The sequence below is a fragment of the Pedobacter africanus genome (genome assembly GCF_900176535.1).
GTDB classification, from domain to species: Bacteria; Bacteroidota; Bacteroidia; order Sphingobacteriales; family Sphingobacteriaceae; genus Pedobacter; species Pedobacter africanus.
Genome location: NZ_FWXT01000001.1, coordinates 220,731 through 240,043, shown reverse-complemented (window position 1 = coordinate 240,043; position 19,313 = coordinate 220,731). Strand labels below are relative to the sequence as shown.

The window sequence follows — 19,313 nt, the reverse complement described above, 5'->3', positions numbered from 1 at the left end:
CATAAATAACATGCTAAAAACATTAATTATTGCAGCGCTAGGCCTTACAGGTCTGGCTGCACATGCACAAAATGCTTTCCTGATCAATGGAAAGCTCTCCGGAAACCAGGAGGGAAAGCAGGTGATGCTAACCTATAATGCCGGTGGTCAAAGATTGAAAGACTCGGCCCTGGTAAAAAATGGCAGCTTTTCATTGAAAGGCAAGGTGGCAGATGCTGTAAAGGCAAAGCTTAGTCTGAAAGACCCTGCCGACAAAGGCCCGATGACCATGGAAAAGAGGCTTGCTCAGGACGAGCAGGAGTTCTTTCTGGAAAACAAAAATTTCAGCGTGGCAGGTGCCACCTTAAAGAACGCGCTCATTAAAGGCGGAGCTGCACAGGCAGATTACCTGCTGTTGCAATCGCAGTTAAAGCCTTTGCAGGACAAGATGAAGCCGCTGAGTGAAAAAATGCAGCAATATTTCAAGGAAAAAAACGATAAAGCCAGGGAGGAACTGTTCCCGCAGTTAAAGGCCATCCGTAAAGAGATGACTGGTGTTGAAGATGCTTTTATGAGCCGGCACCTGGATTCTTACGTTACGCTCGACCTGCTGGAAGGCAGGAGCGTGGTAATAGATGTAGAAAAGACCAGTCCGGTGTTCAATGCAATGAGCCAGCGGATGAAGACCTCGGTTCAGGGCAAAAAGCTGGGCGAGCGCTTAAAGGTGGCCATGAAAACAGACATCGGTAAACCCGCGCTCAATTTTGTTCAGAACAATACGGAAGGCAAACCGGTTTCCCTGGCATCATTCAAAGGTAAATATGTACTGATTGATTTCTGGGCAAGCTGGTGTGGGCCTTGCAGAGCTGAAAACCCTAACGTGGTAAAAGCTTATCAAAAATTTAAGGACCGCAATTTCGAGATCATTGCCGTATCGCTCGATGATAAAAAAGAACCCTGGTTAAAGGCCATTGAAACTGATGGACTGCCATGGATCCATGTCAGCGATCTGCAGGGCTGGAAAAATGCGGTGGCTGGTATGTACGATGTAAAGGCCGTTCCTCAAAACTTTCTTATTGGTCCGGACGGCATTATCCTGGCAAAAAACCTGCGTGGCGAAGAACTGGAAAAGAAACTAACTGAATTGATAAAAAAATAATTAAATCTAATATGAAAAAGTATGTCTTAACACTATGCTGCATCCTCAGTATGTTGAGCTGCATTGCACAGGAGGGTTATACCCTTAAAGTGAAAGTGAGCAATTTTAAAAATTATACGCCCTATATCGCCTATTCAGAAAATGGTAAATATGTGATCGACACCAGTTATACAAGGGAAAACGACTGGATGGTTTTTAAGGGGACAGTAAAGGAACCAGTGCTGGTCAGTTTTGGCCTGAGGCGTAACCCTGCATCTTTCATTGCAGCAGGAAAGGGCCTTATTCCGGGGCCTGCACTTCAGTTTTTCCTGACCAATGAAGAAATAAAGGTAGAAGGGGATGCCGATAAGATCTACGTGGCCAAAGTAACGGGCGGAAAGGCCAATGCAGAATGGGCAGCCATTAAACCCAGGTTAAATGAACTGACTGATCAAAGCTGGATGGCAATGAAAAGTGCCTATGCTAGTTTTAAACCTGGTGATGATTCTGTCGTTTTTATCAATGCACACAAATTACGTTCCGGCAACTCTGCTAAAGAAGAGCAACTGAAGCTTGATTTTATGAAAAAGAACCCAGGTTCACTGGTCAGTATGTATTTTTTATCAGGTATGCAGAATTCACTTACTTTTGATGAACTGAAAGCTGCTTATGGAAAACTGGGCAATACCCATAAAAACAGCAGTTTTGCCAAAACTATTGCCGGTAAAATAGCCAATATGGAAGCTACAGCTATCGGCAAACAGGCCATAGCTATTCAAAAAAAAGACATCAATGGCAATCCTGTAAACCTCGCAACCCTGAAAGGAAAATATGTGCTGATCGATTTCTGGGGCAGCTGGTGCGGGCCCTGCCGTTCCTCACATCCACACCTGAAATCATTATATGCCAAATACAAAGCTGATGGCTTTGAGATTGTAGGCATTGCGCAGGAACAGGGGCAAACGCTGGAATCTAGTCGGAAGGCATGGATCAAAGCCATACAGGAAGATGGGATAGATTGGATACAGGTACTGAACAATGAAGATGTAGCGCAATTTGACGCGGTTAAATCTTATGGGGTTACGGCTTTTCCAACCAAGATACTATTGGATAAAGAGGGAAAGATCATTGCCCGGTACGTAGGGGACGGAAGCGAAATTGATGCAAAACTAAAACAGGTTTTTGGTAAATAATTTAATCTTATAATGATGAAGAGATATGTTTTAGTGGCTTGTCTGATGATGTTTACAGGTAAGCTTTTTGCCCAGGGAATTGAATTTAGCCATGGTACCTGGAAGGAAGTACTGGCTAAAGCCAAACAGGAAGATAAGTTGGTATTTGTAGACGTATATACCAGCTGGTGCGGGCCTTGTAAAAAAATGGTGGCCGAGGTTTTTCCATTAAAAGAAGTGGGTGAGGTGTTTAATCCCAACTTCGTAAATTATAAAATTGATGCAGAAAAGGGCGAGGGTATAGAAATTGCCAAAAAGTTCGGCGTGAAATCTTATCCAACATATCTGTTTGTAAATGGTGACGGGGAGCTGGTTTACCGTTCGGGGGGGTATAACCTGCCGAAAATATTTCTGAATGAGGCTGCTATTGCCATTAAGGAAAAGCATGACCCGAAACCTTTGGCCAAATGGGAAGATGAGTATACAGCCGGAAAAAGAGATAAGGATTTTCTGAAAGGCTACATCAGGAAACGTGCAGTGGTGAAAGTACCTAACGGGCCCTTGCTGGAAGAAGTTTTTCCGTTGCTGACAGCAAATGACCTGTCTGACAAAGATTTTATGGGAAGCGTATTTGCCTTTGATCCGAACATGACTTTTGTACCGGGTGGAAAATTTTATGGTCATGTGGTGGCAAACCATGCTGCACTTGATCAATTGCTCGGGAAAAGAGAAGGTTATGTGCTGAGCCTGATGGACGTAGGTACACAGCAGTATTTCAATACAGATATCATCAAAAATAACAGGGAGCAGCTGCTGCCGGTAATGTTGGCTACAAAACGTAAGTTGATGGAATTGATGAAGAGGGACGAAATTGATGTAGAACTGAAGGGGTTGGTGATGAACTACTATAAAGGTACCAAGAATGCTAAAAAGTTGGTGCCAGCGGCCCACGACTACGTAAACAATAGCTTGTTGAACCTGGACATCCAGGCAAGAATAGCTGCTGATAAAGCTGCTTACCAGAAAATGCGGGAGCCTTATTTAAGCGGCAAACAGGATTCAACGAAAGTAGAGAACTGGGCATCCATGCAAAGGATATCTGCCAATCAGAAAATGGTTGATTTCTCTTATAAACTTCGTTCGGCTGCCCAGGCTGTTTATGCACTGGTAGACGACCCTAAAATCCTGACTCAGGCAATAGAATGGGCAAAAATGGCAGAAAGCTATTTTCCGCATTTCTCTACAGAAGCGGTCTATGCAGGTTTGTTGATGAAAATCGGCAAAAAAACGGAAGCTGCTGAAATGATGCTGAAAGCCAGTAAAGATGGTTTTATACAAGGCAACGACAAACAAAAGCTGTTGCTCGCCAACGTAGAAAAACTGAAGAAGGGTGAGGCCCCGGAAGAGCTTTGGTAAAATTCTAAACGAAAAACCCCGCTTCCACAAGAAGCGGGTTTTTTTGTCTGCAATAATCAAGATGCTTCATCCAGGAAGTCGGTCATAGCAACGGTGCCGATTTCGGAGCTGTTAACTGAAAATCGAGAGGAAAGGTTGAGGAGATTATGAACTTAAATTCAGATAAACCTGTTGATGATGTTTTCCAGCAACTCCTGCTGTCCGCTGATTGTTGCAGGCTCACCTTTTTCAATAGCGTACGCACGCAGGTCTTCCAGTCTTAATTTACCCTGCTCGAAATCCCTTCCTTTTCCACTATCAAATGAAGCATATCTTTCTGTTCTGATTTTCCTGTAGTCCGAATGCTGAAGGATCTGGTCAGCCGTAACCAGGGCGCGGGCAAAAGTATCCATCCCCCCAATGTGCGCATAGAAAAGATCGGCGGGATCTGTTGAGTTCCGCCTGATCTTGGCATCGAAATTCACTCCACCGCCCTGCAAGCCATTTGCCTCCAGAATGATCAGCATCGCCTCCGTAACTTCATTGATGTTGTTTGGAAACTGATCGGTATCCCAGCCATTTTGATAATCGCCCCGGTTGGCATCTATAGAACCCAGTAAACCTGCATCTGCAGCCACCTGTAGCTCGTGCTGGAAAGTATGTCCCGCTAGTGTGGCGTGGTTTACTTCCAGGTTCAGTTTAAAATCTTCCAGTAAACCATATTCACGTAAGAAGCCAATTACGGTAGCGGCATCATAATCATATTGATGTTTGCTGGGCTCACATGGTTTTGGCTCTATAAAGAAGGTACCTTTGAAACCCTGTGCTCTTGCGTAATCTTTAGCAGCATGAAGAAATCCGGCCAGATGTTCCTGCTCACGTTTCATTTGCGTATTCAGCAAACTCATATAACCTTCCCGGCCACCCCAAAACACGTAATTTTCACCGTTTAGCGCAATGGTAGCATCCAATGCAGATTTTACCTGGGCGGCGGCGTGGGCCAGTACATGGAAATTTGGATTGGTGGCAGCCCCGTTCATATATCTACGGTTGGAAAATAAGTTAGCCGTTCCCCAAAGTAGTTTTACACCGCTTTCAGCCTGCTTTTCGCTGGCATATGTCGTAATGCTTTGTAAACGTCTTTCGTTTTCCTCGACGTTATTTGTATAATCTACCAGGTCTACATCGTGAAAACAATAATAGGGTAGGTTCATCTTGGTCATGAATTCAAATGCAGCATCCATTTTATCTTTTGCACGTTCTATGGGATCTGCTTTTTCGTTCCAGGGACGGATAATGGTGCCTTCGCCAAAAGGGTCTCCGCCGGTTGCCACAAAGGAATGCCAATAGGCACAGGCAAAGCGCAGGTGTTCTTTCATGGTTTTTCCTGCAATGACCTTATTTTCGTCATACCAACGGAAAGCCAGCGGATTGTCAGATTCAGTCCCTTCGAACTGAACTTGTCCGATTCCTTTAAAAAATTCTTTTTCTCCTGTTATTATTTTAGTCATTTCAAATGGTGTTTAGGTTATTGTTGTTCTTTTAAAAGTTTAAGCCAGTCCTGATAATTGGGCTCATACTCGTCCGTTAATGAAGGTGCTATGAACTGTAAAGGTTTTAATTGCTGAAAAGCCTCGGTACTGCTGCTATATGTTTTTGCACCGATTCCGGACCCCAAAGCCGCACCGGTACTTCCATCATTTTCATACAATTCTACTGGAATACCAGTGCTGTTTACAAAAGCTTCAAGGAATAGGTTGCTGAGGAACAGGTTAGCTTGACCAGCACGGATTACTTTAGGGGCAAGCCCATTGGAACGCATGATGTCAAGTCCGTAGCGGAATGCATAGGCAATCCCTTCCTGTACTGCCCTGAAAATATGCTCCTTTTGATGTATGTTCAGGTCTATATGCCCCATTTGTGCACCAATGATCCTATTGTTGAGCATGCGTTCTGCGCCATTTCCGAATGGAAGTACACGTAATCCTGCTGCGCCTATTGCTACTTTCGCTGCCGAAGCATTGAGCTGTTCATAAGTTTCTCCCGGTGCCAGGTTATGGCGTACCCACCGGTTCATACTTCCTGTACCATTAATGCAAAGCAGAATACCAAGCCTTTTTTGGGCTTCTGTGTCATTCACATGTGCAAAAGTATTGATCCTGGACTGTGGGTCGGAAACCAGCTGATCGCTCAGACCATAAATGACACCGGAAGTGCCTGCTGTTGCCGCAATTTCTCCTGGCTCCAGTACGTTTAAGGAGAGCGCGTTGTTGGGTTGGTCACCCGCTTTATAGGTAACCGGTGTTCCTTCCGAAAGCCCCGTAAGTTGGGCTACGGCAGCAGTAACTCGGCCATGTTCAGCAAATACAGGCCTGATTTCAGGGATAAGCTCGGGGCTGAAGCCATAATAGTCCATTAGCGGGGCAGAGATGCTGTTGGTCTTAAAATCCCAGAATACCCCTTCAGATAAGGCAGAGACAGTGGTGGTGATCTGTGAGGTGAGTTTCATTGCAATGAAATCCCCCGGAAGCATAAATTTATCGGTTCTGGTATAAACCTCCGGCTCATTCTCTTTTACCCAGGCCAGTTTTGAAGCGGTAAAATTTCCAGGAGAATTCAGCAAATGTGACAGGCAGTAATCTTGTCCTAGTGCTTCAAGAGCGCGCTTGCCTGTTTCTACTGCCCGGCTATCACACCAGATGATACTATGACGTACCAATTGTTGTTCTTTATCTACCAATACCAGACCGTGCATCTGATAGGCAATGCCAATGGATGCAATGTCCCGGGGCTGAAATGTGGCTTGGGCTTTGCATTTGTCAAAAGCCAGGAGCATATGTTCCCACCACATTTCGGGCGATTGCTCTGCCCAGCCGGTTTGCACAGAAATAATTGGACTTTCCTCCTCAGGGTATTGTGCAGCTGCGACCAGCCGCTGCGTTTCCGCATGGATGATGGCAACTTTAACAGATGAAGTGCCTATGTCTATTCCTAGTAGGAGCATATGTTTCTTTTTTATGATTTTTCAAATCTGGTTACTGAAACGAAAATAGTAGAATATTTTTATTTTGCAATCGATTGCCTTATTTATTTTTATCATTTTTGTATTCCATATGGAACGTCAGAAGAGAACTACCATTTACGATATTGCCTTAAAGCTAAACCTGGCGGCTTCTTCTGTGTCCAGAGCCCTGAGTAACAGCAGTAAAATCAATGCGGAGACAAAGGCCCTGGTGCTCAAAACTGCAGTTGAAATGAATTACCAGCACAATGCGATGGCTTCAAACCTGCGGAAAGGAAGCAACCCCACAATAGGGGTGGTGGTGCCACGGATCAATCAGGATTATTTTTCTAATGTGATTGCCGGAATTGAAGAGGTAACCTATAGCAGGGGTTACAGTTTGATTATATGTCAGTCCAATGAACAGCATGCCCGTGAAGTAGATTGTGTCAATGCACTGGTAAACCAGCATGTAAGTTGTGTCATTATTTCTATTGCTGCAGAAACCGGGACCTATGGGCATTTGCAGCAGGTGTTAGATAGGCAGATCGGCCTTATCCAGTTTGACCGCGTGGTAGATGAGCTGGACACTTTTAAGGTGATCAACAATAACGAGACAGCCTCATTGGAAGCCGTGTCGCATCTTATTGAGCAGGGGTATCGTAGGATAGCCCTGTTGGAAGGTCCGCAACAGCTGGATATTTTCCGGCAGCGCAAGGCAGGCTACCTGGCTGCGCTGAGGCAACATAATATTCCCGTACTGGAGGAGCTGATGTATGAAAATGCCTGGACCAAGGAGCTGGGGGCTGTTGCTACGGCTAAATTACTGGACCTGGAAAACCCACCCGATGCGATATTTGCTTCCACCTCAGATTTTTCTGCTCTGGGTGTACTGGAAGTTGCCGCGAATAAAGGCATTCAGATTCCAAAAGAACTGGGCATCTGCGGATATTCCAATGAGCCTTTTACAGAATTGACCAGTCCTTCCATTACCACTATAGATCAATATAGCTTCAAGATGGGTAAAACCATTGCAGAGCTATATTTCGAGCAAACTGAAGGCAAAGCACAGATTAAGCCTAAAACAATCAGCATTAAACCAAAATTGATTGTCAGAAAATCTACCCGCAGGAAATAACTTTTGTTTGAGCATGCCTGGTCTCATCTGCAATGGCCTCAAAAGCCACAAATATATAAGCGGTAAAATCCTTTCACAACTTTTGATCATTATCTTAGCTGCTTCAATGCTGAAATTTTAAGATGATGATTGTAAAAACACACCAGCCCATAGGGGAAAACCCTGTCAAAATTGCAGAAGTTATAGCGGAGGGGATACTGATCAACACTCCCGAAGAGGCATTGCAATTGATGGTCGACCTTTATTACCAGGATTTTGATCGCATTGTCCTGCATGAGGGCAACATTACACCTGATTTTTTTGACTTGAAGACCGGTATTGCCGGGGAGGTTCTTCAAAAGTTCAGCAATTACAGGATAAGGCTGGCTATTGTCGGTGATTTTTCAAAATATCCGGGCAAAAGTATCCGGGATTTTATTTACGAGAGTAACAGTGGACGGTTGGTTAATTTTGTAGGCTCAACGGAACAGGCCGTAGAAAAGCTGATGAAATAGAAGAAATGGGGGGGGAACTTTTCTGAAATAATTAATTATAATTATCAGCTGTAACCTTGAGCCGGAGGCAACTGCAGGTTGTAATATTTATGCGACATAAACGTTATTTTGACGTATAAAATGCAATCTGATAAGATCGTACAATAGATGGCGAAAATGCTATAGTAAAAGCCATTTTTTAGATTGCATTTTTGGGTTAATATACAATCTAACCAAATTTTATTAACCTGAAATACCTTAAAAACTGAGCCACGTCCTTTATGTCATTTTTAGAATTTTTGATCTAAAAAATAATTGCGTACTTTTTGGTATATCTATTATCCGAGACAAAAATGAAAACACAATTTTTGAAATTTGTATCTTCTGCAAAACGACCTGCGGCATTGTTCATTGCGCTGGTTTTTGCAGCACCTCTCGCCTTCGCCCAATATCCAAATATACCTCCAGATATTAAAAAAGCTTCCGACGATATGATGAAGGAGGCCTACCGACAATCGGAAATAGCCTGGCAGAAAGCCCTTCCGGTTATAGAAAAAGAAGCCAGAGAAGGAAAACCCTATATCCCATGGGCCGGCAGACCGGTAGACTTGCCACAGTCAGACTTATTGGCATTTCCAGGGGCAGAAGGCGGAGGGGCGCACAGCTTTGGCGGTCGCGGAGGCCGTGTGATTGTGGTGACCAATCTGAACGACAGCGGTCCTGGTTCTCTGCGTGATGCCTGTGAACAGGGAGGGGCAAGGATCGTGGTATTTAACGTTTCAGGTATTATCCGCATCAAAACCCCTCTGATCATTCGCGCACCTTACATCACCATTGCGGGGCAAACTGCACCGGGCGACGGGGTTTGTGTAGCAGGCGAATCAGTTTGGTTAAATACACATGATGTGATTGTGCGTTTTATGCGCTTCAGAAGGGGAGAAACCTTCGTAGGACGCAGGGATGATGCGATTGGCGGAAACCCGGTTGGCAACATCATGATAGACCATGTTTCCGCAAGCTGGGGGCTGGATGAAAACATGTCAATGTACCGCCATATGTATAATGACAGCACCGGGAAAGCAGAAGTTAAACTGGCTACGGTAAACATTACCATCCAGAACTCGATTTTTTCTGAGGCTCTGGATACCTGGAACCATGCTTTTGGCAGTACCCTGGGCGGAGAGAACTGCAGCTTCATGCGTAACCTATGGGCAGATAATGGTGCACGTAATCCATCCATTGGTTGGAACGGTATCTTTAATTTTGCCAATAATGTGATTTTTAACTGGAATAACCGCTCTACCGATGGAGGCGATTATACAGCTATGTATAACATCATCAACAATTATTATAAGCCAGGCCCGGTAACCTCATTGAAAGACCCGATCAGTTACCGGATCTTAAAACCGGAATCGGGCCGGAGCAAGTTGCCTTATGTCGTATTTGGACGTGCGTATGTAGAAGGAAACATTATTGAAGGCAACGCGAAAGTTACTAAAGACAACTGGGACGGTGGTGTACAGCTGGAGGATAAGAAAGGCGAGCTGATGAGCTATGAACAAGCTAAAACTTATTTTGCGGCTATGCGCGTGAAAAAGCCTTTTCCTATGGCTCCGATGACCATTTTACCTGCTATGGATGCCCATAAATATGTACTGACCAATGTAGGGGCTACCCTGCCTAAACGCGATCCGGTAGATACCCGGGTGATTGAGCAGGTAAGAACGGGTAAAATTACCTACCCGGCAAATGTTAAACTGTCAGACAAACCGGATTTTGAACACCGCAGGTTACCAAAAGATTCCTATAAAATGGGCATCATTACTGATGTGAGCCAGGTAGGTGGTTATCCTGAGTATAAAGGTACACCCTATAAAGATGCTGATAATGATGGTATGCCCGATAGTTATGAAATCAAAAACGGATTAAACCCTAAGGATGCTTCAGACGCAGCAAAGCTCACCAAAAGCGGTTATTCGAACATCGAGGTATATTTAAATAGTGTTGTTCCTGTAAACATTGTGAAACCATGAACAGATCGGGAAGATTTTCGATAATGCTGGCTATTTCACTCTCCGGTTTAAGCGGGGCAGCACTTGCGCAATACCCGGTAATCCCCCCTGCATTGGAAGCCAAAGCAGACTCAATAGGGGCTATAGCCAGGAAGCTGTCGGATCTGCAGTTTGAAAAAATTAAACCGCTTATCGAGCGTGACGCAAAAAACGGTAAACCTTTTGTTCCATGGGCTGCCAAACCTTCTGATCTTCCGCAGGCCAGAATCCCCGCCTTTCCAGGTGCAGAGGGTGGCGGCGCCTACAGTTTTGGCGGTCGTGGCGGTAAGGTTTATGTAGTAACTACATTGGCAGATTCCGGTCCTGGTTCGTTGCGTGAAGCTTGTGAACAGGGCGGTGCACGTATCATCGTATTTAATGTGGCCGGTATCATCAGGCTGAAAAGCCCGATCAGCATCCGTGCCCCTTACATCACCATTGCCGGACAAACAGCCCCTGGAGACGGGGTTTGTATTGCCGGAGAGTCCGTATGGATAGATACCCACGATGTGGTGATCAGGTACATGAGGTTTCGCAGGGGAGAAACAGAGGTGACCCGCAGGGATGATGCCATTGGTGGCAACCCAGTGGGCAACATCATCATCGATCATGTGTCTGCCAGCTGGGGGCTGGACGAAAATATGTCCATTTACAGGCATGTTTACGACGCAGAGGATGGATCGAAACCCCTAAAATTGCCAACGGTAAATGTAACCATTCAAAATTCTATCTTCTCTGAAGCGCTGGATACCTATAATCACGCTTTTGGCAGTACCATCGGTGGACTGAACAGCACTTTTATGCGTAACCTTTGGGCCAGTAACATCAGCAGAAACCCTTCTGTAGGTATGTATGGCGATTTTGGTTTTGTAAACAATGTAGTTTTTAACTGGTGGAACCGCAGTGCCGATGGGGGCGATAACAATTCATTGTACAATTTTATCAACAATTACTACAAACCAGGACCGATCACGCCACTTGATCAGCCCATAGCTTTTCGCATACTGAAACCCGAAAGCGGTCGCGACAAACAGTTTTCCCACACCTTTGGACGAGCCTATGTTCATGGGAACATTATTGAAGGATTTGAAAAGGTAAGTAAAGACAACTGGGATGGAGGCGTACAGATAGAGGGCATGGCCAACAAGAAAAAGATACTGGATTCTATGCGCGTAAACAAGCCTATGCCTATGGCAAAGGTAAGTATAACTGACGCCCGGACTGCTTATGCCTACGCGCTCGCCAATGCGGGTGCTACCCTGCCTAGGCGGGACGCCGTAGATCAGCGGATTGTTGAGCAGGTGAAAACAGGTGTGGTAAAATATGCCGCTGATGCCAAAGCGCCTGCGGGCGGACAGTTCATCAAAAGAAGGCTGCCGGCCGATTCGTATAAAATGGGCATCATATCAGACATCAGCCAGGTAGGCGGGTATCCTGAATACAAGGGTACGCCTTATAAGGATGCAGATAATGATGGGATGCCGGATGCCTGGGAAGTTAAACAGGGATTAAACCCGAATGATGCATCGGATGCTGCAAAGATTGCAGGAAACGGGTATGCCCATATTGAAAATTACATCAACAGTGTAGTGCCACTAGCCACTGTGAAACCGTAAAAAATGACCTGATGCTGAACTGCCGTAAATATCCACATTTATTTCTCCTTGCAGTATGGGCTTATTTTAATCCATGCCTGGCTATTGCACAGAAAGTAAAAACGCAGGAACCGCCCAAACCTATATTTAAGGATAAGGATGGCCGGCTGGCCTATACGCCTGATGAAAAAGGGAACCGCATTCCCGATTTTTCCTATTGTGGCTACATGGCCGGAGAAACTGCCATCCCTGATGCTGTGGTAAGGGTAGTGGTACCTGTTAAGGACGGCGACGCAACCTTAAGGATACAGTCGGCCTTAAATTATGTGGCTACTTTGCCACTGGGTAAAGATGGTCTGCGCGGCGCCGTATTGCTGGAAAAAGGAAAATATGAAGTCTCAGGATCGCTGAAGATCAGCGCTTCAGGTGTAGTGTTGAGGGGCAGTGGCAGCGCAGAAAACGGTACATTGATCTATGCTACGGGCCTCGACAGGATGGGTGTACTCCGCCTTTCGGGTAAGGCAGACCGGATTGACGGGCCATCTGTACGCGTAACAGATAAATACGTTCCGGTAAATGCGATGAAAATTACCGTAGCGAATGCAGCAGCATTTAAAAAAGGTGATCAGGTAATGCTGCACCGCCCATCAACCAAAAACTGGATAGAGACTATCGGAACAGCTCATTTTGGAGGGGGAATTACCGCTTTGGGATGGAAGCCGGGGCAGCGCGATATTTATTGGGACAGGACCGTTATGGCTATTAATGGAAATGAGCTGACGCTTGATGCACCGATCACTACCGCACTCGAGGCTGCTGATGAAGCAGATTTGTCGAAATACACCTGGAACGGGAGGATCTGCCGCTCCGGTGTAGAGCATATCCGGTTCCGTTCGGCTTATGATACTACAAATCCAAAGGACGAATACCACCGCTGGACAGCGATCTCCATGGAAAATGTTGCGGATGCCTGGGCCCGACAACTTGTATTCGAACATTTTGCGGGCTCTGCAGTAAATGTGCAGCAAAGCGCAAAAAGGGTTACTGTTGAAGATTGTAAGTCACTTTTGCCAGTTTCAGAAATTGGCGGAGAGCGTAGAAATACTTTTTTGACCTTTGGTGGACAAACACTTTTCCAGCGTTTGTACTCAGAATACGGTTACCACGATTTTGCCACAGGTTATTGTGCTCCTGGTCCCAATGCTTTTGTGCAATGCCAGGCTTATTTGCCGTTTAGCTTTAGCGGTGCAATAGATAGCTGGGCATCGGGTGTACTGTTTGATATTGTAAATATAGACGGACAGGCACTGAGTTTTATGAACCGCGGACAGGACGGGCAAGGTGCTGGATGGGCTGGGGCCAACAGCGTTTTCTGGCAGTGTACGGCGGCAAGGGTAGATTGTTACCGGCCACCGGGTGCACAGAATTGGGCTTTTGGTACCTGGGCACAGTTTGCTGGCGATGGTTACTGGGATATGTCTAACGAACAGATCCAGCCGCGTAGTTTATACTATGCCCAGTTGAGGGACAGGATAGGTACACAGGCAGACATCAGGACATTCATTATGCCTGTAGAGACAGAAGCATCGAGCAGTCCCCCTGTTGAAGTAGCTATGAAACTGACTAAGCTGGCAGTAAAGCCTGCCATGTTGCTTACGGAATATATAGACCAGGCCGCACAAAGACAGCCAATCCCTGTTAACGCTGTGGGCATTAAAAGCATTGATCAGATTGGTGTGGAAGCGCTGCCTATGCGCCGCAAGATAGCTGTAATGGAAGTAAGTAATGGTTGGTTGCAACGGGCTCATACCATTGTTACCGGCAACCGGCAGGAAGTGCAGTGGTGGAATGGCAGTGCCAGGCCCTATGGGTTAAAGAACAGCAAGGCACACATTACCCGCTTTGTGCCCGGGCGCGAAGGTATGGGCTTGACAGATAACCTGGAGCAGACTACAGACTCCATGCAGAAGGGAACGGTGAAGATATTGGAGCATAATTATGGCCTTTGGTACGATCGCAGACGCGATGACCATGAGCGCATCAGGCGGATGGATGGCGATGTATGGACACCCTTTTATGAATTGCCATTTGCCAGGAGCGGGATAGACAAGGCCTGGGATGGACTGAGTAAGTACGACCTTTCGAAATATAACCTCTGGTATTGGGACAGGCTCAAGACCTTTGCCGGACTTGCCGATCAGAAGGGCCTGGTTTTGGTTCATGAACAGTATTTTCAGCACAATATTATTGAGGCCGGGGCACATTATGCCGATTTTCCATGGCGTACGGCCAATAACATCAATAACACAGGATTTCCGGAACCTGTACCTTATGCCGGCGATAAGCGGATATTCATGGCCGAACAGTTTTACGACATCAGTAACCCTGCCCGAAGAGCATTGCACCGTGCCTATATCCGCAAATGCCTGGATAATTTTGCAGAAAATACAAGTGTGGTCCAGCTGATTGGGGCGGAATTTACCGGACCCCTGCATTTTGTGCAGTTCTGGATAGATACCATTAAAGAATGGGAAAAAGAAACCGGAAAGCACCCGGTTATCGGACTGAGTGTAACCAAGGATGTGCAGGATGCTATCCTGGCTGATAAAGAAAGGGCTGCGGTGGTAGATCTGATCGATATCCGCTACTGGCATTACCAGTCGGATGGAACGGCCTATGCCCCACAGGGCGGACAGAACCTGGCACCACGCCAGCATGCACGTTTACTGAAACCAAAAAAAACTTCTTTTGAACAGGTATACCGCGCAGTTGCTGAATACCGTGCCCAATATCCTGAAAAGGCAGTGAGTTATTCCGCCGACAGCTATGATGCATTTGGCTGGGCCATTTTTATGGCAGGGGGATCGCTTTCTAATGTTCCCGCGATTAGCCAGTCCCTGCTTGCGGCAGCAACGGCCATGAAGCCCTTTGCTCCCCAAGGCAATACCCAGGGACAATATGTGCTGGGCAATCCGGGTAAGGCTTATGTATTGTACAACAGCAGCGATGCTTCCATAAAACTTGACTTAAGCCAGCATACCGGAAATTATATTGTTCAGCACATCAATCCGCGCAGCGGAAAAGTACTTAAGGAAGAAAAGATCAAAGCTGGTACTGTGGCCACCTTCAGTAAACTTTCATCAGCAGATGAGGTCATTTTCATCAGTAAAATTTAAACCGTATAGCCATGTATCAAAAGGTAATTTTATCACTTGTTATCTCGTTAACCCTGTTTGCCTGTGCATCAGACCAAAAATCTGATCAACTGAAAAAAGGCCTGCAGGTTTCTGAAAATGGACGCTACCTGACCAAGGATGGTAAGCCTTTTTTCTGGCTGGGCGATACCGGCTGGCTGTTGTTTAATAAATTGACGCGGGAACAGGCTGTTGAGTACCTGGAAGACAGAAGCAAAAAAGGCTTTAATGTAGTACAGGTAATGGTATTGCATACAGTACCTTCCGTAAATATTTATGGTGATTCATCCCTGGTTGGAGGTGATATTTCCAGGCCATTGCAGACCGAAGGGAAAAATTTTACAGATTCCACCGCGTATGATTTTTGGGACCATATAGATTATGTAATCGACAAAGCGGCGGAAAAAGGGATTTATATGGCTTTGGTGCCGGTATGGGGTACCAATGTAAAAAATAAAAAGGTTAGTCCGGAGCAGGCCAAAAGCTATGCGGAGTTTCTGGCCAAAAGGTATAAAGATAAGTGGAACATCATCTGGTTAAACGGTGGCGATATCAGGGGATCGGAAGTAAAGCAGGTATGGGAGGTCATTGGCAACACTTTAAGGTCGAATGATCCCAACCATCTGATTACATTTCATCCAAGAGGCCGTACCGGCTCTTCAGAATGGTTTCATAACGAAAAATGGATGGATTTCAACATGGTGCAATCTGGCCACCGCCGTTATGATCAGGATACCAGTTCTAAAGAAAAATGGCACTATGGAGAAGACAACTGGAAATACATAGAAAAAGACTATCAGTTAAAGCCCGTAAAGCCCACTATAGACGGGGAGCCTTCTTATGAAGGTATTCCGCAAGGGTTACACAATCCGGCGGAACCCCGATGGACCGATGCAGATGTGCGGAGGTATGGTTACTGGTCGGTTTTTGCCGGGGCCTTTGGTTATACCTATGGGGATAACTCGGTAATGCAGATGTACAATCCGGCAGACAAGGATGCAGCTTATGGCGCAACCCTGTCCTGGCAGCAGGCTTTAAATGACCCTGGTGCAGGGCAGATGGTACACCTGAAAAACCTGATGCTGTCTAAAGGCCCGGAAGGTTATCTCGACAGGCAGCCAGACCAGTTGCTCATAGCCGATGGCAATGGTGAAAAATACAGCAGGCTGATGGTCACGCGTGGGAAGGACTACATCTTTGTGTACACCTATACAGGAAGAAATATCCCGCTGAAAATGGGTGTGATTGGAAGCAATCAGGTGAAGGCTTCCTGGTTCAATCCACGTGATGGCAAAACTATTCCGATAGGTGCTGTGGAAAATAAGGGAACACACCATTTCGATCCGCCGGGAGAAGAAAAGGACGGTAACGACTGGGTATTGGTTATTGATAAAATATAATGAGGACGGGTTTAAAGCAGTTTTTTCATTTCTTATTCCTATTTGGGCTGATGGCTGGTTTCAGCGCCTGCTCAAAAAAAGCCTATGTGTTTACCTCTTTTCACGAGCCGGCAAATGAAGGTTTGCGGATGCTGTACAGCTATGATGGTTATAAATGGACCGACCTGAACAGAATTTTTTTAAAGCCGGAGATCGGTAAACAAAAGATCATGCGCGACCCCTCAATGGTACAGGGACCTGACGGTGTTTTTCATTTGGTATGGACCTGCGGCTGGAAGGGCGAAAGAGGCTTTGGCTATGCGAGTTCAAAAGACCTTATCCATTGGTCCGGGCAACAGTTTGTTCCGGTGCTGCAAAATGAACCGGCTACCGTAAACGTATGGGCACCCGAAATTTTTTATGATGACATCAAAAAAGAATACATCATTATCTGGGCATCTACCATACCCCACCGCTTTGCAAGAGGGGTAGAGGATGAAGACAACAATCATAGGATGTATTCAGTTACGACCAGGGATTTTAAGGTTTTCAGTGAAGCCAGGCTATTTCTTGATCCGGGGTTCAGCATAATTGATGCAGTGATAGTAAAAAAGTCGGCAAAGGATTATGTGCTGGTATTGAAAGACAATACCCGCCCTAACAGGAACCTGAAGGTGGCTTTCAGCGAGGACCCCATCGGACCTTATGCAGATGTTTCTGAGCCTTTTAGCGGCAAGCTGACAGAAGGGCCGACGGTAGTTAAACTGGGGAACAACTGGCTGATTTATTATGATGCCTACGGGGAGAAAAGGTATGCCGCTGTAAAAACCAGCGATTTTAAAAGTTTTAAGGATGTTTCTGCAGAGACAGTAATTCCGGAAGGGCATAAACATGGAACCATAGTAGAGGTGAAACGCAAAATCATTGAAAGGCTGAGGAAATGAGGAAGATATATATTAAAATATGGATAGCTGCAGGCTTGCTGACGGCAACACAGGCATCAATGGCGCAGGATACACTGCGTTATACCGGCAGCACCATAGTGAATGCAGATTATCACCATGGGCAGCTTACACCTGCAATAGGTGTGCACAATATACAAACCTTCAGAGCAAACAGGGAACACCCCGAATTGTCTGATGGTCTGAGCTGGACCTATAACCATGCCCCCATGCTGGCCTACTGGAACAGGACCTTTTACCTGGAGTACCTTAGTGACCCGGTAGGAGAGCACATTCCCCCAAGTCAGACTTTGCTGCAAAGCTCTAAGGATGGATACAAATGGTCTAAACCAGAAGTTATTTTTCCTCCTTATAAGATACCCGACGGATGGCGCAAGGAAGGCCATCCAGGTGTAGCAAAAAAACTTTATGCGACCATGCACCAGCGCGTAGGCTTTTTTGTGTCGAAAGCCGACAGGTTGTTTGCGCTGGCCTATTATGGCATAGCTATGGATAAAACCGACGATCCGAACGACGGAAAAGGTATAGGCAGGGTGATCAGGGAGATCAAAAGAGACGGAACTTATGGGCCCATTTATTTGCTGAGGCCAAACAAGAGCTGGGACATGAAACATACGCTTTATCCTTTTTATACGACCAGTAAGGACAAAGGACTTGTACAAGCCTGTAAGGAAATTCTGGGCAGTCCGCTGATGATGCAGCAAATGGTAGAAGAAGCAGACCGGAATGACCCTTTAATCCCATTAAACAGACCGGTAAAGGCTTTCAGTTATTATCACCTGCCCGACGGTAAAGTGGTAGGGCTATGGAAGCATGCCTTAACATCTGTAAGCAACGATGGTGGTAAAACCTGGCAATATAATCCTTTAAGGGCGCCGGGTGTGGTGAACAGCAATGCGAAGATCTGGGGCCAGCGTACCAGCGACGGACGTTTTGCTATGGTATATAATCCTTCAGAGTTCAGATGGCCACTTGCAGTATCTACCAGTAACAATGGTCTGGATTATAAAGACCTGTTATTGGTAAACGGCGAAATTTCGCAAATGCGTTATGGTGGTAACTATAAATCCTACGGGCCACAGTACATCAGGGGTATTCCTGAAACAGATGGCAAACCTGAAGACGGGAATATGTGGTTAACCTATAGCATGAACAAAGAAGACATATGGGTGGCCAAAGTACCGGTTCCGGTGATCTCAACAGTGTCTGGCCCGGTGAACGAGGTATTTAATGCACTGCCTGATGGTCAGGAACTGAAATACTGGAATATTTTTAGTCCGCTTTGGGCCCCTGCTAAAATTGAAAAAGCGGCAGATGGTACAAAGGTGCTGACGCTCCGTGACAAGGACCCTTACGATTACGCGAAAGCAGAAAGGATGATGCCAGCCGCGAGAAAAGTAAACATAGAATTTACGGTTACCCCCGCGCAAAACAATACAGGATCCTTGCAGATCGAGTTTCAGGACGCAAAGGGCATTGCCGGGGTAAGATTGATATTTGATGCAGATGGTGAGCTGAAAGCCAAAGTGGGTTATCGCAATTCGGGAATCACAAGGTATGAGGCTGGAAAAGCATACCATATCCGTGCAGAACTGGATATGGACAAACGCATGTATGATATTTATGTAAACGGGGAAAACAAGGGCACACGCCTGATGTTTGTGCCGGTGAGTGCCTTTGAAAGGGTAACTTTCAGGACGGGTGATGTCCGCCGTTTTCCGGATGTAGATACCCCTACAGATCAGGATTTTGACCTGAAAAACCCGGGAACACCCCTTACAGAAGCAATTTATTACATCAGGTCCCTGAAAACAGAAAAAATAAAATAAGCAGGTC

The 19,313-nt window shown here is 45.9% G+C and carries 13 protein-coding genes; 11 read left to right on the top strand and 2 right to left on the bottom strand.

Annotated elements, in window-relative coordinates; genetic code table 11:
* Positions 1-10: 10 nt before the first annotated feature.
* The 3 genes from B9A91_RS00815 to B9A91_RS00805 are packed head-to-tail and all read left to right on the top strand — an operon-like array spanning position 11 to position 3,705.
* Complete coding sequence (locus B9A91_RS00815; protein ID WP_084236491.1) at positions 11-1,138, top strand: TlpA disulfide reductase family protein; 1,128 nt, start codon at positions 11-13, stop codon at positions 1,136-1,138.
* Between the two features lie 11 nt (positions 1,139-1,149).
* Entirely contained in the window at positions 1,150-2,310 is a 1,161-nt protein-coding gene (locus B9A91_RS00810) for a TlpA disulfide reductase family protein (protein WP_084236489.1), read from the top strand.
* Positions 2,311-2,322: 12 nt separating this feature from the next.
* Positions 2,323-3,705 (top strand): thioredoxin family protein, encoded by a 1,383-nt coding sequence (locus B9A91_RS00805; protein ID WP_084236488.1) that lies wholly within the window; start codon positions 2,323-2,325, stop codon positions 3,703-3,705.
* 158 nt (positions 3,706-3,863) lie between these two features.
* On the opposite strand, the gene xylA is transcribed toward B9A91_RS00805, so the two are convergent.
* Entirely contained in the window at positions 3,864-5,195 is a 1,332-nt protein-coding gene (gene xylA, locus B9A91_RS00800; RefSeq protein WP_084236486.1) for a xylose isomerase, read from the bottom strand.
* A 17-nt stretch (positions 5,196-5,212) separates the two neighbouring features.
* A complete protein-coding gene (locus B9A91_RS00795) occupies positions 5,213-6,688 on the bottom strand; it encodes a xylulokinase (protein WP_084236484.1) in 1,476 nt (491 codons plus the stop codon).
* A gap of 109 nt (positions 6,689-6,797) precedes the next feature.
* Here B9A91_RS00795 and B9A91_RS00790 point away from each other — a divergent pair, with 109 nt between their 5' ends.
* The 8 genes from B9A91_RS00790 to B9A91_RS00755 all read left to right on the top strand — a co-directional run bounded on the left by B9A91_RS00790 (position 6,798) and on the right by B9A91_RS00755 (position 19,306).
* Positions 6,798-7,823 carry a LacI family DNA-binding transcriptional regulator gene (locus tag B9A91_RS00790; RefSeq protein WP_084236482.1) on the top strand — a complete coding sequence of 342 codons (1,026 nt, stop codon included), beginning with the start codon at positions 6,798-6,800 and terminating at the stop codon, positions 7,821-7,823.
* A 122-nt stretch (positions 7,824-7,945) separates the two neighbouring features.
* Entirely contained in the window at positions 7,946-8,317 is a 372-nt protein-coding gene (locus B9A91_RS00785) for a DUF4180 domain-containing protein (protein ID WP_317043313.1), read from the top strand.
* 332 nt (positions 8,318-8,649) lie between these two features.
* Entirely contained in the window at positions 8,650-10,329 is a 1,680-nt protein-coding gene (locus B9A91_RS00780; protein ID WP_084236480.1) for a pectate lyase family protein, read from the top strand.
* Positions 10,326-11,963, top strand: a complete 1,638-nt coding sequence (locus B9A91_RS00775) for a polysaccharide lyase (protein ID WP_235012354.1) — start codon at positions 10,326-10,328, stop codon at positions 11,961-11,963. Before B9A91_RS00780 ends, B9A91_RS00775 begins: the two co-directional genes overlap by 4 nt.
* A gap of 11 nt (positions 11,964-11,974) precedes the next feature.
* The gene (locus B9A91_RS00770) at positions 11,975-15,118 is read left to right on the top strand and encodes a DUF6298 domain-containing protein (protein WP_235012353.1); all 3,144 of its coding nucleotides are present in this window, start codon (positions 11,975-11,977) and stop codon (positions 15,116-15,118) included.
* A gap of 11 nt (positions 15,119-15,129) precedes the next feature.
* Entirely contained in the window at positions 15,130-16,536 is a 1,407-nt protein-coding gene (locus B9A91_RS00765) for a glycoside hydrolase family 140 protein (protein ID WP_084236478.1), read from the top strand.
* Complete coding sequence (locus tag B9A91_RS00760) at positions 16,536-17,459, top strand: glycoside hydrolase family 43 protein (protein WP_144008815.1); 924 nt, start codon at positions 16,536-16,538, stop codon at positions 17,457-17,459. The genes B9A91_RS00765 and B9A91_RS00760 overlap by 1 nt, the downstream gene beginning before the upstream one ends.
* Positions 17,456-19,306, top strand: a complete 1,851-nt coding sequence (locus B9A91_RS00755; protein ID WP_084236466.1) for an exo-alpha-sialidase — start codon at positions 17,456-17,458, stop codon at positions 19,304-19,306. The genes B9A91_RS00760 and B9A91_RS00755 overlap by 4 nt, the downstream gene beginning before the upstream one ends.
* The last annotated feature ends 7 nt before the right edge of the window (positions 19,307-19,313 follow it).

Bases quoted from the DNA above. Each gene is read 5' to 3' on its own strand.
- B9A91_RS00815 (WP_084236491.1), top strand. From the start codon at position 11: ATGCTAAAAACATTAATTATTGCAGCGCTAGGCCTTACAGGTCTGGCT.
- B9A91_RS00810 (WP_084236489.1), top strand. From the start codon at position 1,150: ATGAAAAAGTATGTCTTAACACTATGCTGCATCCTCAGTATGTTGAGC.
- B9A91_RS00805 (WP_084236488.1), top strand. From the start codon at position 2,323: ATGATGAAGAGATATGTTTTAGTGGCTTGTCTGATGATGTTTACAGGT.
- xylA (WP_084236486.1), bottom strand. From the start codon at position 5,195: ATGACTAAAATAATAACAGGAGAAAAAGAATTTTTTAAAGGAATCGGA.
- B9A91_RS00795 (WP_084236484.1), bottom strand. From the start codon at position 6,688: ATGCTCCTACTAGGAATAGACATAGGCACTTCATCTGTTAAAGTTGCC.
- B9A91_RS00790 (WP_084236482.1), top strand. From the start codon at position 6,798: ATGGAACGTCAGAAGAGAACTACCATTTACGATATTGCCTTAAAGCTA.
- B9A91_RS00785 (WP_317043313.1), top strand. From the start codon at position 7,946: ATGATGATTGTAAAAACACACCAGCCCATAGGGGAAAACCCTGTCAAA.
- B9A91_RS00780 (WP_084236480.1), top strand. From the start codon at position 8,650: ATGAAAACACAATTTTTGAAATTTGTATCTTCTGCAAAACGACCTGCG.
- B9A91_RS00775 (WP_235012354.1), top strand. From the start codon at position 10,326: ATGAACAGATCGGGAAGATTTTCGATAATGCTGGCTATTTCACTCTCC.
- B9A91_RS00770 (WP_235012353.1), top strand. From the start codon at position 11,975: ATGCTGAACTGCCGTAAATATCCACATTTATTTCTCCTTGCAGTATGG.
- B9A91_RS00765 (WP_084236478.1), top strand. From the start codon at position 15,130: ATGTATCAAAAGGTAATTTTATCACTTGTTATCTCGTTAACCCTGTTT.
- B9A91_RS00760 (WP_144008815.1), top strand. From the start codon at position 16,536: ATGAGGACGGGTTTAAAGCAGTTTTTTCATTTCTTATTCCTATTTGGG.
- B9A91_RS00755 (WP_084236466.1), top strand. From the start codon at position 17,456: ATGAGGAAGATATATATTAAAATATGGATAGCTGCAGGCTTGCTGACG.